The organism is Mycobacterium sp. NGS41 (assembly GCF_059812725.1).
In genome coordinates this window covers 163,980-190,008 of sequence record NZ_JCALDF010000008.1, presented here as the reverse complement: position 1 = coordinate 190,008, position 26,029 = coordinate 163,980, and the positions used below count along the sequence as shown (strand labels likewise).

The window sequence follows — 26,029 nt, the reverse complement described above, 5'->3', positions numbered from 1 at the left end:
CCGCTTCGCCCGGCTGCGCCGCGCTCGCGATCGCCACGGGGCCGAATGGTGGCGACCCGCTTCGCCCGGCTGCGCCGCGCTCGCGATCGCCACGGGCCCTATCGTGGCGACCCGCTTCGCCCGGCTGCGCCGCGCTCGCGATCGCCACGGGCCCTATCGTGGCGACCCGCTTCGCCCGGCTGCGCCGCGCTCGCGATCGCCACGGCCTTCCGCGTCGCACGACCCCGGACGTACGCTCACCGATATGTGGGCAGACCAAGGAGAACGGAAATGACCACGACCGAGCGCCCAGCCACCATGTGTGAGGCATTCCAGCGCACCGCGGCGATCGATCCGGACGCCGTGGCGCTGCGTACACCCGGTGACACCCAGACACTGACCTGGCGGGAGTACGCCGACCAGGTGCGCAAAGTCGCTGCCGGGCTGACGGGCTTAGGGGTTCGACGAGGTGACACGGTTTCGCTGATGATGGCCAACCGAGTCGAGTTCTATCCGCTCGAGGTGGGCGCCCAACACGTTGGCGCCACCTCGTTTTCGGTATACAACACACTGCCCGCCGAACAACTGACCTATGTGTTCGACAACGCCGGCACCAAGCTGGTGATCTGCGAAGAGCAGTACGTCGACCGCATCCGGGCCAGCGGCGCACCCATCGAACACATCGTGTGCATCGACGGCACACCGGAAGGCACGATCTCGGTGGACGACCTATACGCCGCCGCCCCCGCGGATTTCGACTTCGAGGCATCGTGGCGAGCGGTGCAACCCGACGACATCGTCACGCTCATCTACACCTCCGGGACCACCGGAAACCCCAAAGGGGTAGAGATGACGCACACCAGCCTGCTGTTCGAGGGTCAAGGCATCGACACCGTGCTCGGAGTGCAGTTCGGTGACCGGATCACGTCCTTTCTGCCGTCGGCGCATATTGCCGACCGCATGTGTGGCCTCTACATCCAGGAGATGTTCGGCACCCAGATCACAGTGGTGTCCGACGGTCGTCAGATCGCCGCCGCGCTGCCCGACGTGCGTCCCACCGTCTGGGGCGCGGTGCCGCGGGTATGGGAAAAGCTCAAGGCCGGAATCGAATTCATGGTCAGCCACGAGACCGACGAAACCAAGCGGCAGGCGTTGGATTGGGCGATGGCGGTGGCCGCCAAGCGCGGTGCGGCCTTGCTGACTGGCGAAGAGATGTCCGACGACGTGGCTTCCGAATGGGCCAAGGCCGACGAGTTGGTGCTGTCGAAGGTGCGCGAGCGGCTCGGCTTCGGCGAACTCCGATGGGCGATTTCGGGCGCGGCGCCGATCCCGAAGGAGACGCTGGCGTTCTTCGCCGGCATCGGCATCCCGATCGGCGAGGTGTGGGGAATGTCCGAACTGAGCTGTGCCGCGACCATAGGAGATCCGCGGAACACGCGTCTGGGCTCAGTCGGCAAGCTGCTGCCCGGGCTGGAGGGCAAGATTGCCGAGGACGGCGAGTATTTGATCCGCGGCCCGTTGGTGATGAAGGGCTATCGTCGCGAGCCCGCGAAGACCGCGGAGGCGATCGACGCCGACGGCTGGCTGCACACCGGCGACATCCTCGACGTCGACTCCGACGGCTTTCTGCGTGTCGTCGATCGCAAGAAGGAGTTGATCATCAATGCGGCGGGAAAGAACATGTCGCCGGCCAACATTGAGAACGCCATCCTGGCCGCGTGCCCGATGGTCGGCGTGATGATCACAATCGGCGACGGGCGTCCGTACAACACCGCGCTGTTGGTCTTCGACGTCGACTCGGTCGGCCCGTACGCGGCCCAGCACGGACTCGACGCCTCGCCGGAGGCCTTGGCGGCCGACCCGGAGGTGATTGCCCGGATCGCCGCCGGAGTGGCCGAAGGCAACGCCAAGCTGTCGCGGGTGGAGCAGATCAAGCGCTTCCGCGTTTTGCCTACGTTGTGGGAGCCGGGCGGCGACGAGATAACGCTCACAATGAAGCTCAAACGACGCCCGATCGTCACGAAGTACGCCGACGAGATCGAGGAACTCTACGCCGGTGAACTACATCCCGACGTCCACGAGCCCGCCAGCGTCGCATCGGTGCAGCCGGCGTGACCGGGGGAGCGGCAGGGACCGTGCGTGAGATCGGACGCGCACGGGTGCGAAAGTTGCTGCAGCGCACCGGGATTGTTGACGAGTCGGTGACAGCGTTGTCCAGCGATCCGGCTGAGGTTGCTCAGCTGCTGGGCGCCGCGTGGTATGAGGAGCGGCTGCAGAAGCTGGCGGCCGAGCTTGGGCGGGATCCCGAAAGCGTGCGCGTCGAGGCAGCGGGCTACCTGCGCGAGGTGGCGGCCTCGCGGGACGAGCGCGCGGTGGAGGCGTGGCGCGGCTTCAGCCGCTGGCTGATGCGGGCTTACGACGTGCTCGTCGACGAGGATCAGATCGCGCAGCTGCGCAAGCTGGACCGCCGAGCGACGCTGGCGTTCGCGTTTTCGCACCGCTCCTACCTGGACGGCATGCTGCTGCCGGAGATGATCCAAGCCAACCGGCTCTCACCGGCGTCGACCTTCGGCGGGTCGAACCTGAACTTCTTCCCGATGGGCGGCTTTGCCAAGCGCACCGGCACCATCTTCATCCGGCGTCAGACCAAAGACATTCCGGTCTATCGATTCGTATTGCGCGCGTATACCGCACAGCTGGTGCAGAACCACGTCAACCTGACATGGTCGATAGAAGGTGGCCGAACCCGGACCGGCAAGCTGCGGCCTCCGGTGTTCGGCATCCTGCGCTACATCACCGACGCCGTCGACGAAATCGACGGTCCCGAAGTGTATTTGGTGCCGACCTCCATCGTGTACGACCAGCTGCACGAGGTCGAGGCCATGACCACCGAGGCCTACGGCGCGGTGAAACGGCCGGAAGACTTTCGCTTCCTGGTCCGGCTCGCACGCCAACAGGGTGAACGGCTGGGCCGCGCCTACCTGGACTTCGGCGAACCGCTGCCGCTGCGCAAGCGCCTCGAGGAACTGCGCGCCTTGCAAGCCTCGGAATCGGGTACCGGCACCGAAATCGAGCGGATCGCGCTGGACGTGGAACACCGGATCAATCGCGCCACACCGGTTACGCCGACCGCGGTGGTCAGCCTCGCGCTGTTGGGCGCTGACCGCTCGCTGCCCATCAGCGAGGTGCTGGCCACCGTGCAACCGCTGGCGAGTTACATTGCGGCACGGCACTGGGCGGTGGCCGGCGCCGCCGATCTGACGAACCGTTCGACGATCCGGTGGACCCTGCACCAGCTCGTTTCCTCCGGTGTGGTGAACGTCTACGACGCCGGCACCGAGGCGGTGTGGGGAATCGGCGACGACCAGCATCTGGTCGCGGCGTTCTACCGCAACACGGCGATCCACATTCTGGTCGACCGTGCAATCGCCGAAATGGCCTTGCTGGCGGCCACCGAGAATGCGCCCGACGGCTCGGTGCTGCCGGCGACCGTGCGAGACGAGGCGCTGAGTTTGCGCGAGTTGCTGAAGTTCGAGTTCTTGTTCTCCGCGCGGGCGCAGTTCGAAAAGGACCTCGCCGACGAGGTCCGGCTGATCGGACCAGTGGAAGACACCACCAAGTCCGTCGCGGCGGCCGATGTGCGGCGGCTACTGGAATCGGCCGACCTGCTGCTGGCGCATCTGGTGCTGCGCCCGTTCCTGGACGCCTACCACATCGTCGCCGACCGGCTGGCCGCCCACGAGGACGAAACGTTCGACGAGGAGGCTTTTCTCGCCGAGTGTCTTCAGGTGGGCAAGCAGTGGGAGTTGCAGCGCCGAATCGCCAGCGCCGAGTCCAGATCGATGGAACTGTTCAAGACCGCGCTTCGGCTGGCCCGGCATCGCGAGCTGGTCGACAGTCCCGACCCGTCCGACTGCAATGACGTCGCGCAACGACGACGTCAGTTCGCCGACGAGATCGCCACGGCGATCAGGCGGGTCAACGTGATCGCCGAACTGGCCAGAACGCGGTGACCGCGACCGCAAGCGCCGCATACAGTTGGTGTCATGCCACTAGAAGGTGAATACGCCCCGAGCCCCTTGGATTGGTCCCGCGAACAAGCCGATAAGTACGCCGCATCCGGCGGTACCGAGGCCGCGGACATGAAGGGCAAGCCCATCATCCTGCTGACCACCGTCGGCGCCAAGAGCGGCAAACTGCGCAAGACGCCGCTGATGCGCGTCGAACACGACGGCCAGTACGCCGTCGTCGCGTCCCTGGGCGGCGCCCCGAAGAACCCCGTCTGGTACCACAACGTCGTGAAGAATCCGCGGGTGGAGCTGCAGGACGGTGACGTCACCCGCGATTACGACGCTCGCGAGGTGTTCGGCGACGAGAAGGCCACCTGGTGGGAGCGCGCCGTCGCGGCGTGGCCGGACTACGCCAACTACCAGGAAAAGACCGACCGGCAGATTCCGGTCTTCGTGCTTACCCCGGTGAGCTGACTTGCCTGTTGAGGCGGCATGGCACCATTGATCGGTGTCCGCTGAACTGAGCCAGAGCCCCAACAGTCTGCCGCTGTCCGCGGCCGACATTGACGGTGCGGCGAAGCGGATTGCTCCGGTGATTGCGCCCACCCCGCTGCAGCTGTGCGAGCGGCTCTCGGAAATCACCGGCGCGACGGTCTACCTCAAACGCGAAGACCTGCAGACCGTCCGGTCCTACAAGCTGCGCGGCGCCTACAACCTGTTGGTTCAGTTGTCCGATGACGAGCTGGCCGCCGGCGTGGTGTGCTCGTCCGCGGGAAACCATGCGCAGGGCTTCGCGTATGCGTGCCGGTCGCTGGGTGTGCACGGACGCGTCTATGTGCCTGCCAAGACACCCAAGCAGAAGCGTGACCGGATCCGCTATCACGGCAGGGAGTTCATCGAGCTCATCGTGGGCGGATCGACCTACGACCTGGCCGCGGAGGCGGCGCTGGCGGATGTCGCACGCACGGGCGCCACGCTGGTACCGCCGTATGACGACCTGCGCACCATGGCCGGTCAGGGCACCATTGCCGTCGAAGTGCTGGCACAGCTCGATGAGGAGCCCGACCTGATGGTGGTGCCGGTGGGCGGCGGCGGCTGCATCGCCGGTGTCACCACCTATCTTGCCGAGCGGACCACCAACACCGCGGTGCTGGGCGTCGAGCCGGCGGGGGCCGCCGCCGTGATGGCGGCGCTGGCCGCGGGCAAACCGGTGACACTCGACGAGGTCGACCAGTTCATCGACGGCGCCGCCGTGAACCGGGCCGGCACCCTGACCTATGCCGCGCTGGCCGCAGCCGGCGACATGGTGTCGATCACCGCCGTCGACGAGGGCGCCGTGTGCACCGCGATGCTCGACCTCTACCAAAACGAGGGCATCATCGCCGAGCCCGCGGGCGCGCTGTCGGTCGCCGGCCTGCTGGAAACCGACGTCGAGCCCGGGTCCACCGTGGTTTGCCTGATCTCGGGCGGCAATCACGACGTGTCGCGCTACGGCGAAGTGCTGGAGCGCTCGCTGGTCCACCTCGGTCTCAAGCACTACTTCCTGGTGGACTTCCCGCAGGAGCCCGGCGCGTTGCGGCGATTCCTCGACGAGGTGCTGGGGCCGAACGACGACATCACCTTGTTCGAGTACGTCAAGCGCAACAACCGGGAGACCGGTGAGGCGCTGGTCGGCATTCAGCTGGGATCGGCCGCGGAGCTGGATGGCCTGCTGGCCCGGATGCGGGCGACCGAGATTCACGTCGAAACCCTGCTTCCCGGCTCGCCGGCCTACCGCTACCTGCTGCTGTAGTTCTTGCTGGACGCCGCCGAACGTGCGCATTTGTACGCGTCTGCCGGCGTGTCGGCGTACATTTGCGCACGCTCGCGGCTCATGGCCGCCGGTAGGGCGTCAGGTATGACGGGACCGGGGTCGTGGGATCCAGGTCGTCGGCCGAAGCCGGGGCTCCGGCCGCCATGCGTAGCGGCAGCACTCCGGCCCAGTGCGGCAGGGCAAGGTCCTCGGGCTCGTCGACCACGCCGCCGGTGCGCACCTTGGCCGAGACTTCGACGAGGTCGAGGGCCAGCACCGCGGTAGCGGCGAGCTCATGGGGATTCGGCGGCCTGCAGTCGGCGGCACGTCCCGACGCGATGTGGTCGAGCAGGCAATGCAACGCCCGTAGTTTCTCGGCCGGATCGTTGACAGTGTGTGCCTCGCCCACCACGACGACGGAGCGGTACACCAGGGAATGGTGCAGCGCCGAGCGGGCCAGCACCAGCCCGTCGACCAGGGTCACGGTCACGCACACCGGCAGGCCGCCCGCTTTTGCCGCGAGCATGGGTGCGCTGCCGGTGGAGCCGTGCAGGTACAGGGTTTCGTCCAGACGGGCATGTGTCGTCGGCAAAACCACCGGCCTTCCGTCGTTGACATAGCCCACGTGGCAGATCAGCGCCTCGTCCAGGATGCGATGGACGGTCTCGCGGTCGTAGCGCGCGCGTTCCCGATAGCGGGTCGGTGTCGTTCGCGGGGTGGGGCGGTATGCGGTTTCCATGCTTGCCTTTATAATTGTACTAGTACAGAATGGTTAGCGTGCCAGTACAATACAGCATAACCGGCTCGGGGGCGGAGTCGATAGCCGCCAGCGTCGAAGAGGGCATTTCCGCGGGCGCCTTGGCGCCTGGCGACCCCCTGCCGTCGATCCGGGAGGTCGCGGCCGAACTCGGGGTGAATGCCAACACCGTGGCCGCCGCCTATCGCCTGTTGCGCGATCGCGGGGCGGTCGAAACCGCGGGACGGCGGGGAACCCGGGTGCGGGACCGGCCCGCGACCACGCCCCGGTCGCTGCTCACCCTCGACGTTCCGGAGGGCGCGCGCGACCTGTCGACCGGCAACCCGGACCCCGCGCTGTTGCCCATAGCGGGGGCACAACTTGACTTGGCAAATGCGGGCGCGCCGCGACTGTACGGGCAATCGGCGATTTCGGCCGAGTTGGCCGAGTATGCCCGCGCCGCGTTGAGCGCGGATGCGGTTCCCGCGGATTACCTCGCGGTGACCAGCGGCGCGCTAGATGGCATCGAACGGGCTCTCACCGCACATTTGCGTCCCGGTGACCGGGTTGCCGTCGAGGATCCGGGCTGGGCCAATCTGCTCGACCTTCTCGCGGCACTGGGGCTTTCCGCCGAGCCGGTTCAGGTCGACGACGACGGCCCGGTGGTTCTCAGCATGGCGCGGGCACTGCGCCGCGGTGTTCGGGCGGTGGTAGTGACTTCCCGCGCGCAGAACCCGACCGGGGCCGCGTTGTCGGCCGAACGCGCCAAAGCGCTGCGCAGCCTGTTGGCCGGCAAGACCAGCGAGGTGCTGCTCGTCGAGGACGATCACTGCGCGGGAATAGCCGGCGTGCCGCTGTACGCCTTGGCCGGATCGACGCGTCGCTGGGCTTTCGTGCGGTCGGCGTCGAAGGCGTACGGCCCCGACCTGCGGCTGGCAATCCTGGCCGGAGATCGCCGCACCGTGGAGCGGGTGCACGGACGGCTGCGCCTCGGACCCGGCTGGGTGAGTCACCTGCTGCAGGACCTCGCCGTGGGCCTGTGGTCAGACGACGCGGCGAAGTGCCTGGTTGAGGAAGCCAAGGAGCGGTACGCCAACAACCGCAACCGATTACGCGCAGCATTGGCCAAGCGCGGCGTGACGGCCTACGGTCGATCCGGACTCAACCTCTGGGTCCCGGTACCCGACGAAACGACGGCGATCACCCGACTGCTCAATGCGGGCTGGGCCGCGGCGCCGGGTACCCGCTTCCGGCTGGACTCACCCGCGGGCATGCGAATTACCATCGCCGACTTGGCTTATGGCGAGATCGATCCGCTGGCTGATGCGGTCGCGGAGGCGATCCACGGAACCGGCCGCCCGAGTGTTTAGGTTGCGCCGGTCTGGGTGATCGGGGGCAGTTTCGGTCAACGGTCAGGTCGCGGTAGCGGGACCTCGACCGGCCCGAGCGACTCGTCGTTCGCGCGAAAGATCGGCTCCAGGCGTATTGCAAATCGCTCGGCCATATCGGTCAACAACTTGGCCCACAGCCGGTCGGCCGGCGACACCGGGCCGAGCCCGGGCCGGGTCAGCAGCAATGCCACCGTGGTGCCGGACGCCATGTCGTCCAGCAGCGTACGCAGAGATGACATGAGACTCTTCATGATTCGGGCGCGTGGTCGGGGACCGATGGGCACCTGCATGAGTTTCTTCATCAGACAGCGATCCGGCCCGACAAAGCCAACCCAAAGCAGGCGTTCACCAAAGCCAAGCGGCCCCATCAGGGCACGCCAGCGTTCCTGGAGATCGGAATCGGAGCGCACGGGATCGGTGGCGGTGTCAGGCGGCGGGATCGGCGACAGGTGCTGATGGCTCATACGCGAATCATCCGGCTGCGCTCTCACCGCCGCTATTCACCTCTCCACAGGACGGCGAGCAGACGCAAAAGCCCCCGACACGCCGGGCGTTCAGGGGCTTTTGCGTCTGCTCGCGCAGCTTAATTTCGCAGGATGGCGAAGGAATGCGCGGGCAACTCGGTGGTGTCGCCGCCAATGGCCGGCGGATCCCAGGCCAGCACCGGCTCGCCACTGACCGGCACGGTCACCGCTTCGGCGCCCAGATTGCAGGCAATCGACAGCCGTCCTCGCCGCAGCACTATCCAGCGCTGCGCTTCGTCGTAGTCGACGATGAGGTGCTCCAGCCAGGGGTCGGCCAGGTCAGGCTCGTTGCGCCGCAAGGCGATCAGATCGCGGTACAGCCCCAGCAGCCGCGCGTGGTCGCCGGAGCCGTGCTCACCCCAGTCCAGCTTGGAGCGCAGGAATGTCTGCGGATCCTGCGGGTCGGGGATCTCCTCGGCGTCCCAACCGTGTTCGGCGAACTCGGCCCTGCGTCCCTCGACGGTGGCGCGGGCCAACTCGGGCTCGGGATGCGAGCTGAAGAACTGGAACGGAGTGGACGCTCCCCATTCTTCGCCCATGAACAGCATTGCCGTATAGGGTGATCCGAGCGCCAGCACAGCTTTGACGGCCAGCTGTCCAGTGGTCAGGTTCTGCGATGGCCGGTCGCCCAGGGCGCGGTTGCCGACCTGGTCGTGGGTACAGGTATAAGCGACCAGCCGGGTCGCCGGAATCTTGGAGATATCCAGCGGCCGCCCGTGTCGGCGTCGCCGGAACGACGAGTACGTGCCGGCGTGGAAATAGCCGTGGCGCAGTGTTTGCGCCAGCGTCGGCAGTGACCCGAAATCGGCATAGTAGCCTTGGCGTTCGCCGGACACGGCGGTATGGATGGCGTGGTGGATGTCGTCGTCCCACTGCGCGGTGATGCCGTAGCCGTTGTGGTCGCGCGTCGTGATCAGTCGCGGGTCGTTGAGATCGCTCTCGGCAACCAGCGACAGTGGGCGGCCCAACTGCCTTGACAGCCAGTCGGTCTCGGTGGACAACTCCTCGAGGATGTGGACCGCGGTGGTGTCCACCAACGCGTGCACCGCATCCAGACGCAGCCCGTCGGCGTGAAAGTCGCGCATCCAGCGCAGTGCACACCCGATGATGTAGCGCCGCACCTCGTCGGAGTCGGCGTCGGCGATGTTGATACCTTCCCCCCACGGGTTGCTGCCCGACGACAGGTATGGGCCGAACCGCGGCAGGTAGTTGCCCGACGGGCCGAGATGGTTGAACACCGCGTCGATCAGCACACCCAGACCGCGGGCGTGGCAGGCGTCGACGAACCGGACCAGGCCGTCGGGTCCACCGTAGGGTTCGTGCACGCTGTACCACAGCACACCGTCGTATCCCCAACCATGAGTCCCGGCAAAGGAATTGACTGGCATCAGCTCGACGAAGTCGATCCCGAGATCGGCCAGGTAATCCAGTTTTTCGATGGCGGAGTCGAAAGTGCCTTCGCTAGTGAAGGTTCCGACGTGCAGCTCGTAGATCGCCGCGCCCTCGACCGACCGGCCCGCCCAGTCACCGTCGCTCCAGTTGGCGCGCAACGGGTCCCACAGTTGCGAGCGCGCGTGCACCCCGTCGGGCTGACGTGGCGAGCGCGGGTCGGGCAGCACCGTGGAGTCGTCGTCGAGCAGGTATCCGTACCGGGCGTCCGGCGCTGCATCCACGGTCGCGTGCCACCAGCCGTCATCCGAACGTGTCATCGGGTGCACCGCTTCGTTCAAGTCGAGCCGCACCAACTCGGGTTTCGGCGCCCACACCCTGAATTCAGGCATCGTTGCGCTCCAGCAGGACGACGGGCAGGGCGGCGAACAATTCGGCCGCTGATGTGGGCCCGCTTGCCATCGCGCCGGTGAGGGTGTCGGTCCAGGAACCCTCCGGCAACGGCAGCACCGTGTTACCCCAGCCCGTTCCGGCAAGCCGCACGGTCCAGCGGGTCACCGCGACCACAATGTCGTTCCCGCGGCGGAAGGCCACTACATGATCGCTGGCCTGTCCGTCGGCGAGCACCGGAAAGTGTCCGCCCTGCAAGAAGGTATCGGGACGGGAGCGCCGCAACCGTAGCGCCGTGGTGACGACGCGAAACTTCGGATGCTGCAAGTCTTTCACCGCGGCCCGGCGAGCCGCATAGTCCACCGGTCTGCGGTTATCCGGGTCGACGAGGCTGTCGTCCCACAGTTCGGTGCCCTGGTAGACGTCGGCTATGCCCGGCACCGTCAGCGCGAGCAGCTTCTGGCCCAACGCGTCACTGGCTGCGTGCGGGTTGAGCCGCCCGACCAGTTCGGTGAGCGCGTCGGCCACCGGGCCGTCGAGCACCTTGTCCAGCCAGCTGTGGACCGCATCCTCGAACGCGGTGTCCGGGTCGTTCCACGAGGTGTGCCAGGCCGCTTCGCGGATGGCCTTTTCGGCGTAGGCGTGCAGCCGGTCGCGCAGCTGGTCGCTGACCTCCCCGCTCACCGGCCACACCCCGAAGATGTTCTGCCACAGAAATTGTCCGGTCGCCGGGTCGGGGGAGGGAGCCTGTATTTCCCACCGGGCGACGAACTCGGTCCATAGCGACGGCACCTGCGACAGCACACCGATGCGGGCACGCACGTCTTCGCCGCGCTTGGTGTCATGAGTGGTCAGCGCGGTCATCGTTTGCGGCCACATCCGGGCGCGGGTGGCGGCGCTGTGGTGAAACTCCGCCGCTCCCACACCGAACCGGTGCGGCTCACCGCCTACTTCGTTGAGCGAGACCAGCCGGGCATCGCGGTAGAACATGCAGTCCTCGACCGCCTTGGCGGTCACCGCTCCGCAGAGTTGTTGCAGGCGTGTCGCCGGTTCGCCACCGCGGGCCAGGGCGGCGGCCAGCAGCTGCAGCGGCGGGCCCAATTGCGGTGCCGCCTGCTGGGTTTCGGCCAGCGCGGCGGACAGGATCGCGGCCAGGCCAGGATAGTCACAGCGGTAAACGCCGATGTGGGTCAGCAGCGCGGCCACCGCCTCGCCCAGCTGCGGATGGTCGCTGCCCGTCGCGGCCACGATGGACCGCTTCAGCCTCGCCATTTCCGGCGCCAGAGTTTCGGTGGCGGCGTGGATCTTGAGGTCCGCCAACATTGCCGGCATGCCCTGATAGTCCACACCGGCGGATTCGATCAAAGCGGTCAGCGCCGGTGCACCCGCTGGGTCGACGAAGACTCCGCCCACTTCGCGCAGCACGTCGTAGCCGGTGGTCCCGGCTACCGGCAGCGACGGCTCCAGCGCCTCGTCGACGGCGAGGATCTTTTCGATCACGATCCACGCCGTGGGGCCCAGTAATTGCCGCAGCCAGGCCAAATATCCGCATGGATCGGACAACCCGTCGGGGTGGTCGATGCGCACACCGTCGACGAGGCCCTCGCTGAACCAGCGGGCGACTTCGGCGTGGCTGGCGTCGAACACGGCACGATCTTCTTGGCGCAGCCCGGCCAGCGAGGTGATCGAGAAGAAACGGCGATAACCGCACAGCCCGCGCCGCCAGCCCACCAACCGGTAGTGCTGGCGGTCGTGCACCTCGGCGCCGGTTCCGCCGGAAGTGCCGGGCGCGATCGGCAGCGCGAGGTCGCCCAGCCGCAGCACGTCATCCTCGACTTTCAAATCGGCGACGTCGTCGTCGGAACCCAACACCGGCAGGACGATTCGGCCCTGCTCGTCAAGTTCCCAGTCGATGTCGAAGAAGTCCGCATATGCTGAGGACCGCCCATGCCGCAACACATCCCACCACCAGGGGTTCTGCTTTGGCTGGTCCACTCCGACGTGGTTGGGCACGATGTCGACGACCAGGCCCATGCCGCGTGCCCGGGCCGCCGCCGACAGCCGGGCCAGGCCCTCCGGACCGCCGAGCTCCGGCGACACCGCCGTCGGGTCGGCGACGTCGTACCCATGGCTGGATCCGGCGACCGCGGTCATGATCGGGGACAGGTACAGATGCGACACCCCGAGGTCGTCGAGGTAGTCCAGCATGTCCTCGGCGTCGGCAAAGGTGAATTCGAACCCGCTGGACGCACCGCGCAGCTGCAACCGGTAGGTGGAAAGAACCGGAAAAGCCATGCGTCAGGCGGTCTTACGTAGCACGAGTAGCGAACGTGCGGGTACTTTCAAGCTTTCTTCGGCTGTCACCACCAGATCGGCCCCGTCTCGTAAGCCGACGGGATCGTTCGTGTCTAGCGCAGCGGTCCACTCTCGTCCATAGTCGTCGTGGGGCGTGACGAACTCGACGTCTTCGTCATGCGCATTGAAGCACAACAGAAATGAGTCGTCGACCACCCGCTCGCCGCGCGCATTGGGTGCGGTGATGGCGTCGCCGTTGAGGAACACCGCCACGAACTTGTGATGGAAGCTCTTGTCCCAATCCTCATGTGTCATCTCCCGGCCGCTGGGTGTCAGCCAGGCGATATCGCGGACTTCGTCGCCGCTTCGGATCGGCTCGCCCTCGAAGAATCGGCGGCGGCGAAACACCGGATGGTTGGTGCGCAAGTTGGTCGCCCGCCGGGCAAAGGCCAGCAGGTCGGAGTTCTTGTCGACCAATGACCAGTCCATCCAAGCCAATTCGGAGTCCTGGCAGTAGACGTTGTTGTTGCCCAGTTGGGTTCGCCCGATCTCGTCTCCGTGCGCGATCATCGGTGTGCCCTGGCTGATCATCAGGGTGGCCCAGAAGTTGCGCATCTGCCGGCAACGAAGCGCCACGATGTCGGGGTCGTCGGTAGGGCCTTCGACGCCGCAGTTCCACGACCGGTTGTGGCTTTCTCCGTCGCGGTTGTCCTCGCCGTTGGCTTCGTTGTGCTTCTCGTTGTAGGACACCAGGTCGTTCAGCGTGAATCCGTCGTGTGCGGTGACGAAGTTGATGCTGGCGCTGGGGCGGCGGCCGGTCACCTCGTAGAGGTCCGAGGAGCCGGTCAGCCGAGAGGCGAACTCGCCAAGGGTCGCGGGCTCGCCCCGCCAGTAATCGCGCACAGTATCGCGATACTTCCCGTTCCACTCGGTCCACAAACCAGGAAAGTTCCCGACTTGGTAGCCGCCCTCGCCGACGTCCCATGGTTCGGCGATCAATTTGACCTGGCTGACCACCGGATCCTGCTGCACCAGATCGAAAAACGCGCTCAATCGGTCGACGTCGTGCAATTCGCGGGCCAGGGTGGAGGCCAGGTCGAACCGGAACCCGTCGACGTGCATCTCGGTCACCCAGTAGCGCAACGAGTCCATGATCAGCTGCAGGGTGTGCGGATGCCGCGCGTTGAGGCTGTTGCCGGTGCCGGTGTAGTCCTTATACAACCGCAGGTCCTCGTCGACGAGCCGGTAATAGGCAGTGTTGTCGATGCCACGGAAGTTGATCGTGGGGCCCAGGTGGTTGCCTTCGGCGGTGTGGTTGTAGACCACGTCGAGGATGACCTCGATGCCGGCTTCGTGCAGGCTGCGCACCATCATCTTGAATTCGGCCACCGCGCCGCCGGGATGCCGGGTGGACGCGTACTGGTACTGCGGTGCGAAGAACCCGAATGTGTTGTAGCCCCAGTAGTTTCGCAGGCCGAGTTCGAGCAGCCGCTGGTCGTGCAGGAACTGGTGTACCGGCATCAGCTCGAGCGCGGTGACGTTGAGCGACTTGAGGTGGTCGATGATCGCCGGGTGGGCCAACCCGGCATAGGTGCCCCGCAGCTCTTCGGGGACGCCGGGATGCGTCTGCGTCATGCCCTTGACGTGGGCCTCGTAAATGACCGTCTCGTGGTACGGGGTGAGCGGCGCTCGGTCGAACGCCCAGTCGAAGAACGGATTGATCACCACGCTGGTCATGGTGTGGCCGAGCGAATCGACCATCGGCGGAGTGCCGGTTTCGGCGGAGTCGCCGTTCGTCGCAACGGCGTTCAAGTCGTAGGAGAACAGCGCCTGGCCGAAGGTGAAGTCACCGTCGAACGCCTTGCCGTAGGGGTCGAGCAGCAGCTTGCTCGGATCGCAGCGATGACCGGCCGCGGGGTCGAATGGACCGTGCACGCGAAATCCGTAGCGCTGACCCGGGACGATGTTCGGCAAGTAGGCGTGCCAGACATATCCGTCTACCTCGTCCAGCGGGACGCAGGACTCGCTGCCGTCCTCGCCGATCAGGCACAAGTCGACCTTGTCGGCGATCTCGGAGAACAGCGAAAAGTTGGTGCCGGCACCGTCATAGGTAGCCCCGAGCGGATAGGCGGTGCCAGGCCACACGGTGGGCAGCGTCGGTTCGGTCGCTCCGGCGTCGTCGGCGCTGTTCGACATCACTTGACCTTATCGGGGCCGCAGATCCCCGCCAGTCATCACCACCAACCGGTGTCAGCCGCAATCTGCCGGCCCAGCTCAGGCGCCAGGGTCCGCACGTAGGTGGGGGACAAATGGTGAGCGCCGTGGTAGATCAGCACGTTTCCCTCGACGGGGCGGCAGACGTCGGGGCGACAGATCGCGTCCGACATGTCCAGCGGCTTGAGCAACGGGAACCGCTCGACGAAGTCCAGGGTGGGATTGTGATCGACCAGCAGGTCGGAGCGCTTGATCGCGCACGACTCCGCGTTTCCCTTCTTGGCCAGGCAGTCCGCGGGATCGAACGGCTTACCGTCTTTGACCAGCCAGGGAGTGTCTCGCATGGCCAGCACGGGGATGTTGTTGTCGGAGAACGTCTGCCAGATCCCGATGTAAGTTGCCGGCATCACGTCGCCGGCTTTGATGTTCCACGGTCGAGTCGACGTGGTGAAGACGTAGTCGGGACGGTCGGCAACCACCTTGTTCATCACTGTCCGCACCCACTCGCGGCACTGCGGGTAGGCCGCATTGTTGCCCATGATCAGCGGGACTTCTTCGGTGGACAGCGGACAGCCCATCTTGAGGTAGGTCACCACTTTGAAGTGGTGTAACTGCCCGAGCAGGTTCAGCGCGGGCAGCCAGTGTTCTGCGTGCGATCCACCGGCCAATGCGATGGTCCGGGTGGCGTCCGGATCGCCGTAGGTGCAGTTGACCACCGCGGGGTTGACGAAGTCGCTGATGCAGCCGTCCCGGGTGGTGGCGGGCAGGTCCTCTTTGATCTCCAGCACGGTGGGCCGCATCCGCAGCGTGGGAACCCGCACATGAGCGGTCAGGGCCATGGCCCCGGGATAGTCGTGGGGGTTCAGGCGTTTCAGCTCGTGGCCCGCGGCGCGTTGGTCGCTGACGTGCTCCCGCCAGGTGAACGAGGTCGCGGTCAGGGTGACGCCCAAGAGCACCACGATCGACCCCAGGGCCATCGTGGGCCGGCGGAGCCGCACCTGCCAGGGGACCGTCGGGACACGCGGCGCCGATGCGGCACCCTTAGGAGACCGGTCTCGCAACGGGTCCTCGACGAGCCGGGTGGTCAGGTGCGCCAAGACGCCGGATACCAGCAGCACCGCCGTGCCCTCGACGAAGCCGGCGTGCGCGTGGCCGGAGTAGGAAAGCCAGAAGATCAGCAGCGGCCAGTGCCACAGGTACAGCGAGTACGCCATCGCGCCCAGGGTCACCAGCGGCCCCGCGGCCAGCAGTCGGTTCGGCAGCGGCAGCCGATCACCGGTGCCGTCACGGGTGCCCAGGTTGGCGCCGGCGAGGATCATCAGCATCGTGGCGCCGACCGGTACCAATGCCCACGGGCCGGGAAATTCCTTGACGCCGTTGATCAGGGCGCCGCACGACAGGATCGCCGCCAGCGCGACGGTGGCGAGCACCGTGCGCAGCCACATCGGCCAGCGAATATAGGGCACCAGCGCGCCGACCAGCGCTCCCAGCAGCAGCTCCCATGCCCGCGCGAAGCTGTTGTAGTAGGCGTCCGCCTGGTTGGCCTGATGAGCAAAGATCGCGAAGACGAAGGACGCCACCGTCAAGCTGCTCAGCAGCACCACGAACGCGGTTCGCAAATAGGGAGCCGCTGTGACCCGAATGGAGCCCCGAAACAGCCGGCGGAACAGGAAGGCGCACCCGGCGACCAGTAGCAGGAAGCCGATGTAGAACTGGCCCTGCACCGACATGGACCAGATGTGCTGCAGGGGGCTGACCGCTTCGCCGGCCCGCAGGTAGTCCGACGCCGAGCTGGCCAGTTCCCAGTTCTGGTAGTAGCCGAGGCTGGCCAGGCTCTGGTCGGCGAACGTCTCCCAGCGAGTTTGGGGCTGCACCAGGACGGTGAGCAGCGCACAGCCGGCCAGGACGACGACCAGAGCGGGTAACAGCCGCCGAACCAGGCGGGCCACTTCAGCCGGTGGTGACAGCGTGACCGTCGGGTTGAGCGCGGCGCGGAGCATTTTGCCGCCGAAGAAGAACCCGGAAAGCGCCAGGAACACGTCGACACCACCGGACACCCGGCCGAACCAGACGTGGAACATCGCGACCAGCGCGATGGCGACACCGCGCAAACCGTCGAGGTCGTAGCGGTAAAAACCGGACGGCCCGGCGGCCGTCCTGGCTGGCTGTCCGGCCGGCTGCGCAGTCGCAGCCGGCGGGTGGGGTGGTGACAGGCTCAGCATGATCGAAAGCCAATTTACCCAAACCCCGCCACTGGTTCTCTCGCTGAGCAGCGAGTCGTGTGGAAACAGGTGGCGGGCGAGTGGAAGGTTCCGACGATTACCGGGTGGCCGGGACGATGGCCGGCTGTAACTGTGCCGGTGCTGCCGGCTGCGCCGGTACTGCCGGCTGCGCCGGGGCCAGCTGCAATGGCGCCTGCGGGGTGGGCGCCACTTGACCCGGCGCCTGCTGTACCGGCGCCGGCTGTCCCGGCACCTGCTGCAGGGGTGCCTGCTGCAATGGGGCCTGCTGACCCGGTGCCTGCTGGACTGGGGCCTGCTGACCCGGTGCCTGCTGAACCGGAGATTGCTGACCCGGTGCCTGCTGAACCGGAGATTGCTGAACCGGCGCCTGCTGCGCTGGAGTCGGCTGGGCTCCGAGGATTCGGACCAGGTAGGGCGTCATGTTGCTGGTGCGGACCGGCGACACCTGGACCCTGTCGCCCACCTCGAGCATCTGCCCGTTGCCGAGGTACATCGCGACGCTCTGCGTGCCTTCGGGACCGTAGAACAGCAGGTCGCCTTTGCGTGCCTGCTGCGGCAGCACCTTTTGGCCGACCCGATACATCTGGCCGGACGACCGCGGCAACTTGATTCCGGCGCCGGCGTAGGCGTATTGCATCAGGCCCGAGGCGTCGAATCCGACCGTCATGGCGCCGGTACCGGTGCCGCGGGAGGGGCCGTTGACGCCGCCGCCGGCCCAGGAGAAGGGCACACCGCGCTGCGAAAGACCGCGGGCAACCACCACGTCGGTGGCCTGTTGGTAGTCCATCGGCCGGGCGCCCGGGTCCGCAGCCGCGAGACTGGGTGTGACCGCCACAGGGGCAACCGACATCACCAGACCGATGGCGAAGGCGTAGATGCGTTTCATTCTGATTTCACCCTCTCTTGGGGTTTTATGCCTCGGCGCGATGACTACGCGCGTCGGCTGTCGTTCCATGACTCGCGCGATGGCGGGGCTCCCGTGGCCCACCTCTATTCACACCAGTCACTACAGACACTTTTGCAACAGAAAAGACCAACCGCCAGATCCGCGGAGGATTATTTGTCGGAATGAGATCGCACGGTGACTGCCCAGCCGAATGCTGGCTGTCCAGCTGTGATGTGACTCTCAGATGAGGGTATGCGGCGGCGCCGTCGCAGCGGCGTCAGTGCCAATATCGTTCGCTGAAAGTTGTCAGAGCGTAGCCGGCCAGAGAGCTGAGCATGAGGATGGCGGCCGCCATGATGGGCCAGAAGAACATGTACCAGCCCCGCAGCAGGGAAACGATCGGGCCGATCGCAGCCGCCGCAACGGCCGCACCGATACCGCCCCACATCACCGGGTAGATGTATTGATCGGCGCCGAAGGGGACCAGTCCGCAACTGCCGTCCGGGCACGCGTCGGCGGCGAAGCCGAACAGTCGCGAGGGCAAGCTCGTCGTGGTCGCCATGACGACGAGCAGCGTCAACAGTGCGCAGGTGCCGACCACGTCCCAGACGGCGATCCGCAGCCGGAGGGTCTGCGGGTCCCGGCCGTCGGAGTCGCCGGCGTCGTGCGGCGGTTGCGGCGAAGCCATGCCGCTAGATGCTTCCCGATCTCGGGGGTTTCTGCGACCCGCGGCGAAGATCGGCCCAGCCAGCCGCCTACCCTCGGTCTCTATGTCTGCGATGACTCCCGGGCTGACACCCGAGCAGGTCAGCGCGATCGACGAGGCCCATCTGTGGCATCCCTACAGCACCATCGGCGCTGAAGTCATACCGCCCGCCGTCGCGGTGGCCGCCCGCGGCGCGTGGCTGACCCTGATTCGCGACGGCAAGCCGATAGAGGTGCTCGACGCGATGAGCTCCTGGTGGACGGCGATCCACGGGCACGGCCACCCGGTGTTGGACGCGGCGCTGACCCACCAGCTCGGCGTCATGAACCACGTCATGTTCGGCGGGCTCACCCACGAGCCGGCGGCCCGGCTGGCGCAACTGCTGGTCGACATCACCCCGGCGGGGCTGCAGACGGTCTTCTTCAGCGACTCCGGATCGGTATCGGTCGAGGTGGCGGTGAAGATGGCGCTGCAGTACTGGCGCAGCCGGGGGCGGCCCGCCAAGCATCGCCTGATGACCTGGCGGGGCGGCTACCACGGCGACACCTTCACGCCGATGAGCATCTGCGATCCCGACGGCGGCATGCACGAACTGTGGTCCGGGGAAAATGCCGTGCTGGCCGCCCAGGTTTTCGCCCCGCAGGTACCCCGCGACTACGACCCCGGCTACAGCGCGGCGTTCGAGGCGCAACTGGCTCGTCACGCGGATGAGCTGGCGGCGGTGGTCGTCGAGCCGGTCGTACAGGGCGCCGGCGGGATGCGCTTTCACGACCCGGACTATCTGCGGGACCTACGAGAGATCTGCGGGCGTCATGACGTGTTGCTGATCTTCGACGAGATCGCGACGGGCTTCGGCCGCACCGGCGAACTGTTCGCCGCCGACCATGCCGGCGTGAGCCCAGACATCATGTGCGTCGGCAAGGCGCTGACCGGCGGATACCTCAGCTTGGCGGCGACCTTGTGCACGACCGGCATCGCGCACACCATCAGCGCGGGTGAGGCCGGCGCGCTGATGCACGGGCCCACCTTCATGGCCAATCCGCTGGCGTGTGCGGTGTCGGTGGCAAGCGTCGAGGTGCTGCTCGCCCAGGACTGGCGGTCGCGGGTGGCAGAGATCGCCGCCGGCTTGTCGGCCGGCCTGGAAGCCGGTCGGGGGCTGCCCGCAGTGACCGATGTCCGGGTGTGTGGCGCCATCGGCGTCATCGAATGCGACCGGCCCGTCGACCTGGCCGTCGCCACCCCGGCGGCACTTGACCGCGGCGTGTGGCTGCGCCCGTTCCGCAACCTGATCTACGCAATGCCGCCCTACATCTGCCCGCCCGGCGAGATCGCGCAGATCACCTCTGCGATGGTCGAGGTCGCCGGGCTGATCGGCTCTCGTAGGCTTTAAGCCCATGAACGCCAGCCGGCAGACGCCGATCGAGCTGTCACCGCTGGCCTGGCTGGAGGAGGTGGAGGAGCAGCGCCGCGCGGCCGGACTGCGTCGTGCGCTGCGGCCCCGTCCCGCCGTCGCCACCGAGCTTGATCTGGCGTCCAACGACTACCTCGGCCTGTCGCAGCATCCCGACGTCATCGAAGGTGGGGTCCGGGCGCTGCGCACCTGGGGCGCCGGTGCCACCGGTTCACGCCTGGTCACCGGCGACACCGAACTGCACCAGCAGTTCGAGTCCGAACTCGCCGACTACATGGACGCCCCGGCGGGCCTGCTGTTCTCCTCCGGCTACACGGCCAACCTCGGGGCCGTCGTCGGACTCTCGGGACCCGGCTCGCTGCTGGTGTCCGACGCCTATTCGCACGCTTCCCTGGTGGATGCCTGCCGGCTGTCGCGCGCTCGAGTGGTGGTCACGCCGCACTGCGACGTGGACGCCGTGAACGCGGCCCTGGAATCGCGCCACGAGGAGCGAGCCGTCGTCATCACCGACTCGGTATTCAGCGCCGACGGCGCGCTGGCCCCGGTCCGTGAACTGCACGACGTGTGCCGACGCCATCGCGCACTGCTCATTGTCGACGAGGCGCACGGTCTGGGTGTGCGCGGCAACGGCCGCGGGCTGGTGCACGAGCTCGGGCTGGCGGGCGCACCCGATCTGGTGATGACTACGACGCTGTCCAAGGCGCTGGGCAGTCAGGGCGGCGTGGTGCTCGGGCCGCATGCGGTTCGAGATCACCTGATCGATGCCGCCCGCCCGTTCATCTTCGACACCGGGCTGGCCCCGGCGGCGGTGGGCGCCGCGCAGGCCGCGCTGCGGGTTTTGCGGGCCGAGCCGTGGCGACCGGAGGCGGTGCTGCGACATGCCCGCATCCTGGCCGGGATCTGCGATGTGACTCCTGGGCCTGAGTCGGCGGTGGTGTCGGTAATCCTCGGTGATCCGGACGTGGCGCTGGCCGCCGCCACCGCCTGCCTGGACGCCGGCGTGCGGGTGGGGTGCTTCCGGCCCCCCACCGTGCCGGCCGGGACTTCGCGGCTGCGGCTTTCGGCGCGTGCGTCCCTCGACGCCACCGAGCTTGCAGTTGCTGAGCGGGTGCTGACTGATGTTCTTCGGGGTCCACCCGATTCACGCCGTTGACTGTCCTGGTCATCACCGGGACCGGCACGGGCGTCGGCAAGACCGTCGTCACCGCGGCGTTGGCGTCTTACGCGTGCCAGGCCGGAATCGACGTGGCGGTGTGCAAGCCGGTGCAGACCGGGACTGCCGACGGCGACGACGACCTCGCCGACGTGGCCCGGCTGTCCAGGGTGACCGAGCTCGTAGGGCTGGCGCGATATCCGCAGCCGATGGCGCCGGACGCCGCGGCCGAGCAGGCCGGGATGGCGCTGCCCACCCGCGACGAGCTGTTGGAGCTCATCCGTGGACTGGACCGGCCCGGACGGCTGACGTTGGTCGAAGGCGCCGGGGGTCTGCTGGTCCAGCTCGGCCAGGCCGGGGTGACGTTGCGTGATCTCGCCGCCGACCTCGGCGCCGCGGCCCTGGTGGCCGTCAGTGCGGAACTCGGCACCCTCAACCACACCGCGCTCACCTTGGAAGCGCTTGCCACACATCAGATTTCGTGCGCCGGACTGGTGATCGGCAGCTGGCCGGGGCGGCCCGGCTTGGTGGAGACCTCGAATCTCGGTGCGCTGGCCCGGCTGGCACCCGTGCGGGCGGCGCTACCCGCCGGGGCGGGATCGATGAGCGCCGCCGACTTCGCGACGATGAGCGCGGCCGCGTTCGACCGCGACTGGGTGACGGCGCTGGCGCGCTGATGGTCCATTCGATCGAGTTGGTCTTCGACCGCGACACCGAGGCCGCGATCCGCCGCATCTGGGACGAGCTGGCCGGCGCCGGAATACCCAGCCAGGCCCCGGCCAGCCGGCCGCATGTGACGCTGGCAGTCGCCGAACACATCGACCCCGCCGTCGACCAGTTGCTGTCTCCAGTCGCCGCGCGGCTCCCGCTCAAGGCCGCGGTAGGCGCATCGGTGCTGTTCGGCCGGGCCAACGTCGTATTCGCCCGGCTGGTGGTGCCGACCAGCGAGCTGCTGGCCCTGCACGCCGAGGTGCATCGGCTGTGTCTGCCGCATCTGTCACCGGCGCCGATGTCCAACAGCCTGCCGGGTCAGTGGACCGCACACGTCACGCTGGCTCGCCGGGTCGGTGGTCCGCAACTGGGCCGGGCACTGCGCATTGCGGGCCGGCCGGCGCAGATTGACGGCCGCTTCGCCGGCTTGCGGCGCTGGGAGGGCAACAAACGCGCCGAGCACCCGATCGGCTAAGCCCCGCGAGGTCGATCGAATGCCTTGTCACACTGCCTGTTCGGCCATTGTGGCTTGTTGAATCCTGGCGCGTTGCTCGTCGATGGCGCGGCCCAGGTCTTGCAGCAGCAAAGGCTTGCTCATGACGAACTGGACGAGGTGCTCGCGGTCTATTTCCAGCGCTGTCACTTCCGATATGGCCCGCGCATCGGCCAGGTTGGGTTGCCGGGTCAGCGCAGTCACCCCGAGGAATGAGCCCTCGTCCATAGTGCCCAGTCCGAGGGCCGACCCATCCTGAGCGACGGCCGTCAGTCGCACGCTCCCCGCGATCAGAAAAGTCATCTTGCTGGGCACCCGACCGGCATGCTCGACGATCTCGTTCGCCCCGTAGCGGACAAGTTTGGCGTGCGATCCTAGTGACTGCTGATCCGTTTGGGTAAGCCGCAATACCGGCGCCACAAAGGTCCGCAGCGCTTTCTCGACGCGCTCAGTCGTCGAAAAGTCGTCGTCGGCGCCATCGAGGTGAAGACCCTCGCGCCGAGCCGCGTACCAGAGCCAACGCAGAAAAGTAGCTTGCGCTGCGACGTCGTCAGCGGGCGACTTCAACCCCACGGTGACGTGATACTCGGCGCCACCGGTAGGCACCGCCGTGGCCGCAACATCGGCTTTGCGCTGCGGCAAAGCGTCGGCGACCTGAGACAGCACCGCACACACCCGGTCCGGCGGGTCGGCCTCGGCGAACGTGGTTGTTATCACCAGTTGGTGGCCGCCGGGCGGACGGCTGAGGTTGGTGAACGAGGTGGTCGCGAGCACCGAGTTGGGGGTGATCTGCAGTCCGCGCCCGGTCCGGATATGGACGGAACGCCAGTTGGCCTCCACGATCTGGCCCCGAGCCGCCGGGGTGTCCAGCCAGTCGCCGATGCGGAACGGCTGCTCGAACAACATGAACAGGCCGGACACGATCTGCCCGACGGAATTTTGCAGCATCAGACCGATGACCACCGACGTCACACCCAGCGCCGTGAAAAGGCCGCCGACGCGCACGCCCCACACATACGACAAGATGACCGCCAGACCCACACCGATCAGCAAGAACCGGGTCACATCGAGGAAGATGCCCGGGATCCGCTGGCGCCAGGACCCTTGTGGTGCACCCTCGAACACGGTTGCGTTGAGCCCCGACAGCAACAGCAACAGCACCACGAAGCCGAACACCGTCGCCAGCACGCGCACCGAGCTGATCTGTGCCGGCACCCTCGCCACATTCACCAGCAGCACCAGCAGCGCACCCAACGGGACCAGATAAGTGCGCAGCAACAGAACGGGCCGGGCCAGATAACTCTTCTTGCGGACCAGGCTCTGGTGCCACTCGGTCAGGCCGATCAACAGCAGCGGCAAGCCGAACACCACACCGGCTGCCCAGTAAATCGATGACGAGTCCATGGTGCTCACTGGTCCTCCGTCAATCGCCAGATCTGCTGTTCGGTGCCGCCGACGGTAATGGTGCCCGCTGGTGTGAACTGCCGGATATCGTGCATGGCGTCGTATACCTGTGCGGTGACGTAAACCCCCGATTGTGTTGTGCTGCTGCGCATCTGGTGGGCCAGGTTGACCGCTGCGCCCCACATGTCGTACACGATGCTGGAGCGTCCGACCAGTCCACTGATGACGTTGCCCGTGTTGATACCGGCTCGGAGCGCCAGATGATGGCCCGTTTTGCTGTTAAAGCGCTCGATGATGTCCTGCATCTCGACGGCGAATTCGACGGTCCGGTGCACGCTGTCCAGGCGGGGGAAATTCAGCCCGCAACTGGCGAGGTAGCCGTTGTGCAAGGTGCGAATCGGCTCGACGCCAAGCGCTTCCGCGGCGGAATCGATTTCCTTGATCAGTTCGTCGACGATGCCCACCAGTTCGTGGCCGGTCAAATCATTCGAGATCTCGTCGAGGCCGACGATGTCGGCGAAGATGACGGTGACGTCCTGGTGTTCCGACGCAATCGTCTGTTCACCCTCGCGGTAACGCTGCGCAACCGGCTCAGGCATCAACGACCCGAGGAGACGGTCGTTTTCCTTTCGTTGTTGGGTCAGCAGAACTTCCTTCATCTGCAGACTCCGGCTCATATCGTTGAAAGTGTCGGTGAGTTCACCGATTTCATCGCGCGATGTCACCGGAATCGCGACATCGTAGTTCCCTGCGCTGATCTCCTCCGCGCCGGCCTGCAACCGCCGGATGGGCCGCACGAATACCTGGGCGACCAGCAGCGCAGCCACGCAGATGACGAAAACCATTGCTGCAATGGTCAACACCAGCGTTTGGGTGACCGACACGATCCGGGCGTTGGCTTCGGCGGTTTCTCTGGCCGCCACAATCGACCAGTGCAGGTCGGAATTCGGCACCGACAGCGGACCGTAGGCCGCCAGTTCCCGACGACCGAGATAATCGGTGTCGATGACGGTTCCGGTCTCGCCGCGTTCGGCGGCGCGGACAGCCGTCGTCGCGACGGGCTGGACCAGCGTCGTGCCACCCCACTTGATGGCTTTGTCGACGGTATCGGATCGAGTGCCTGCCGCTATCGCCTCACTCTTGAATCGCCTTGGATCTTCGAGGAATAGCCGTGAATCAGAACGCATCAGGTTGTCGGGGCCGGCGAGATAGGTCTCGCCGGTCTTGCCCATCCCGACGGCTTCCCAATGCTTGTCGGTCGTCATGATGCGGTTGATTTTCAGGATCGGCAAGGGCAGGGCCAGGACGCCCGACGCTCCGCCGGGTGCGCCGATCGGTGCCACCAACCACGCGATGGGTATGCCTTGAGCGGGCTGATAGGGCTGAAAGTCGGTGATCCACACGAAATCCACCGAACTTGCGGCCATCGCTTTCTCGTAGGCGCCGCGCAGGTTGGATTGCCGGTACGGACCGGTGAGGAGATTGGTACCGAGGGCGGCGCTCTTGTTCACGCTGTAAACGACGTTGCCGCGCGTGTCGAGTAGCAGCGCGTCGCGGTATTCGAAGCGGGTCGCGATCTCGCGAAAGTAGTTGTTGAAGCGGGCATTCGCCGCTGACCACGCGCTGCCGTCGCCGGCGTCGTCGGATGCGGGCGAAGCCCCGGCCGCGGTGTAGTGCGCCTGCAGGTATTTCTGCGAATTGTTGCTCGGCAGTACGGCGTCCAGATCCAGCTTGGTGCCGGTGTCCCGCTCGACTGGCTTGATCAGCTTGTCGTTGTAATAGTTCACCAGCGCCTGCTGCTGCCCGGGATCGATCGTCGCGTTCGCCAGTTGGTCGAACCCGGCTGTGAACGCCTGAACCGCCTCCAGGGCGGTAGTTCCGCGGCTATAGATGATCAGCGAATTCGTCAGATCCGAGAACAGCGTCTCGATTGCGCGCTTCTGCGCCTCACGCAACTGCGTCATCCGTTCGGAAGCGGCAGGCAGCAGGGCACGGCGAATGGAGACGTACCCGACCACCCCGATCACGCCCAGTGACATCAGGCTGGACACCAGCAGCATGATCATCACCTTGGACTGGATGCTGATCCGAGACAGCGGACGCGGGCGACGCTTGCCCCTGGGGGCCGGGGTCGCTTCGTCCGGAGGTACCGGCTCGGTCCGGCGCTGCGTCGACAATTGACTTCCTCTCGGTTGCGGACCGGCGCGACCACAAAGCCTTTGCAGCTTTTGCAACCGCTGGAAACCAGCTTCGTCAGCCTCAGATACATGCTGGTGCACGGCCCGAAACCCGCGACAGCGGG

The 26,029-nt window shown here is 66.6% G+C and carries 19 protein-coding genes and 1 pseudogene; 9 read left to right on the top strand and 11 right to left on the bottom strand.

Annotation, left to right across the window (positions count from 1 at the left end; all coding sequences use genetic code 11):
* A pseudogene (locus AC5Y21_RS10680) lies at positions 1-203 on the bottom strand (hypothetical protein); the annotation flags it as partial.
* Between the two features lie 67 nt (positions 204-270).
* On the opposite strand from AC5Y21_RS10680, the gene fadD11 reads away from it, so the two are divergent.
* The 4 genes from fadD11 to ilvA are packed head-to-tail and all read left to right on the top strand — an operon-like array spanning position 271 to position 5,781.
* Positions 271-2,094: a fatty acid--CoA ligase FadD11 gene (gene fadD11, locus AC5Y21_RS10675; protein ID WP_499912062.1), complete on the top strand. Its 1,824-nt coding sequence runs from the start codon at positions 271-273 to the stop codon at positions 2,092-2,094.
* Positions 2,091-3,992 (top strand): lysophospholipid acyltransferase, encoded by a 1,902-nt coding sequence (locus tag AC5Y21_RS10670; RefSeq protein WP_499912060.1) that lies wholly within the window; start codon positions 2,091-2,093, stop codon positions 3,990-3,992. Before fadD11 ends, AC5Y21_RS10670 begins: the two co-directional genes overlap by 4 nt.
* Positions 3,993-4,025: 33 nt before the next feature.
* A complete protein-coding gene (locus tag AC5Y21_RS10665) occupies positions 4,026-4,463 on the top strand; it encodes a nitroreductase family deazaflavin-dependent oxidoreductase (protein WP_499912057.1) in 438 nt (145 codons plus the stop codon).
* A 34-nt stretch (positions 4,464-4,497) separates the two neighbouring features.
* The gene (gene ilvA / locus AC5Y21_RS10660) at positions 4,498-5,781 is read left to right on the top strand and encodes a threonine ammonia-lyase (protein ID WP_499912055.1); all 1,284 of its coding nucleotides are present in this window, start codon (positions 4,498-4,500) and stop codon (positions 5,779-5,781) included.
* Positions 5,782-5,860: 79 nt separating this feature from the next.
* On the opposite strand, the gene AC5Y21_RS10655 is transcribed toward ilvA, so the two are convergent.
* Entirely contained in the window at positions 5,861-6,520 is a 660-nt protein-coding gene (locus AC5Y21_RS10655) for a pyridoxamine 5'-phosphate oxidase family protein (RefSeq protein ID WP_499912052.1), read from the bottom strand.
* A 38-nt stretch (positions 6,521-6,558) separates the two neighbouring features.
* Between AC5Y21_RS10655 and AC5Y21_RS10650 the strand changes: the two genes are divergently transcribed.
* A complete protein-coding gene (locus AC5Y21_RS10650) occupies positions 6,559-7,887 on the top strand; it encodes an aminotransferase class I/II-fold pyridoxal phosphate-dependent enzyme (RefSeq protein WP_499912050.1) in 1,329 nt (442 codons plus the stop codon).
* Positions 7,888-7,922: 35 nt separating this feature from the next.
* On the opposite strand, the gene AC5Y21_RS10645 is transcribed toward AC5Y21_RS10650, so the two are convergent.
* From AC5Y21_RS10645 to AC5Y21_RS10615, 7 genes are all read right to left on the bottom strand, one after another.
* Positions 7,923-8,372: a hypothetical protein gene (locus tag AC5Y21_RS10645; protein WP_499912048.1), complete on the bottom strand. Its 450-nt coding sequence runs from the start codon at positions 8,370-8,372 to the stop codon at positions 7,923-7,925.
* 119 nt (positions 8,373-8,491) lie between these two features.
* On the bottom strand, positions 8,492-10,213 hold the full coding sequence (gene treZ / locus AC5Y21_RS10640; RefSeq protein ID WP_499912046.1) for a malto-oligosyltrehalose trehalohydrolase: 1,722 nt from the start codon (positions 10,211-10,213) through the stop codon (positions 8,492-8,494).
* On the bottom strand, positions 10,206-12,506 hold the full coding sequence (treY, locus tag AC5Y21_RS10635) for a malto-oligosyltrehalose synthase (protein ID WP_499912044.1): 2,301 nt from the start codon (positions 12,504-12,506) through the stop codon (positions 10,206-10,208). Before treY ends, treZ begins: the two co-directional genes overlap by 8 nt.
* A 3-nt stretch (positions 12,507-12,509) precedes the next feature.
* The gene (gene glgX, locus AC5Y21_RS10630) at positions 12,510-14,702 is read right to left on the bottom strand and encodes a glycogen debranching protein GlgX (RefSeq protein ID WP_499912041.1); all 2,193 of its coding nucleotides are present in this window, start codon (positions 14,700-14,702) and stop codon (positions 12,510-12,512) included.
* A 38-nt stretch (positions 14,703-14,740) separates the two neighbouring features.
* Positions 14,741-16,942: an acetyltransferase SucT gene (gene sucT / locus AC5Y21_RS10625; protein ID WP_499912039.1), complete on the bottom strand. Its 2,202-nt coding sequence runs from the start codon at positions 16,940-16,942 to the stop codon at positions 14,741-14,743.
* A gap of 97 nt (positions 16,943-17,039) precedes the next feature.
* Positions 17,040-17,849, bottom strand: a complete 810-nt coding sequence (gene ripD / locus AC5Y21_RS10620) for an NlpC/P60 family peptidoglycan-binding protein RipD (RefSeq protein ID WP_499912037.1) — start codon at positions 17,847-17,849, stop codon at positions 17,040-17,042.
* A 277-nt stretch (positions 17,850-18,126) separates the two neighbouring features.
* Entirely contained in the window at positions 18,127-18,537 is a 411-nt protein-coding gene (locus AC5Y21_RS10615; RefSeq protein ID WP_499912035.1) for a hypothetical protein, read from the bottom strand.
* An 82-nt stretch (positions 18,538-18,619) separates the two neighbouring features.
* Between AC5Y21_RS10615 and AC5Y21_RS10610 the strand changes: the two genes are divergently transcribed.
* Genes AC5Y21_RS10610 through AC5Y21_RS10595 form a run of 4 tightly spaced genes read left to right on the top strand, consistent with a single transcriptional unit; the run spans position 18,620 to position 22,305 of the window.
* Entirely contained in the window at positions 18,620-19,945 is a 1,326-nt protein-coding gene (locus AC5Y21_RS10610) for an adenosylmethionine--8-amino-7-oxononanoate transaminase (RefSeq protein WP_499912034.1), read from the top strand.
* 4 nt (positions 19,946-19,949) lie between these two features.
* Entirely contained in the window at positions 19,950-21,119 is a 1,170-nt protein-coding gene (locus AC5Y21_RS10605) for an 8-amino-7-oxononanoate synthase (protein WP_499912032.1), read from the top strand.
* Entirely contained in the window at positions 21,116-21,796 is a 681-nt protein-coding gene (bioD, locus tag AC5Y21_RS10600; RefSeq protein ID WP_499912031.1) for a dethiobiotin synthase, read from the top strand. Before AC5Y21_RS10605 ends, bioD begins: the two co-directional genes overlap by 4 nt.
* Positions 21,796-22,305: a 2'-5' RNA ligase family protein gene (locus AC5Y21_RS10595; protein WP_499912029.1), complete on the top strand. Its 510-nt coding sequence runs from the start codon at positions 21,796-21,798 to the stop codon at positions 22,303-22,305. Before bioD ends, AC5Y21_RS10595 begins: the two co-directional genes overlap by 1 nt.
* A 27-nt stretch (positions 22,306-22,332) precedes the next feature.
* Here the strand turns inward: AC5Y21_RS10595 and AC5Y21_RS10590 are convergent, their stop codons facing one another.
* Both AC5Y21_RS10590 and AC5Y21_RS10585 read right to left on the bottom strand, forming a co-directional pair.
* Entirely contained in the window at positions 22,333-23,736 is a 1,404-nt protein-coding gene (locus tag AC5Y21_RS10590) for a mechanosensitive ion channel domain-containing protein (protein WP_499912028.1), read from the bottom strand.
* A complete protein-coding gene (locus AC5Y21_RS10585) occupies positions 23,733-25,904 on the bottom strand; it encodes an adenylate/guanylate cyclase domain-containing protein (protein WP_499912026.1) in 2,172 nt (723 codons plus the stop codon). Before AC5Y21_RS10585 ends, AC5Y21_RS10590 begins: the two co-directional genes overlap by 4 nt.
* Between the last annotated feature and the right edge of the window lie 125 nt (positions 25,905-26,029).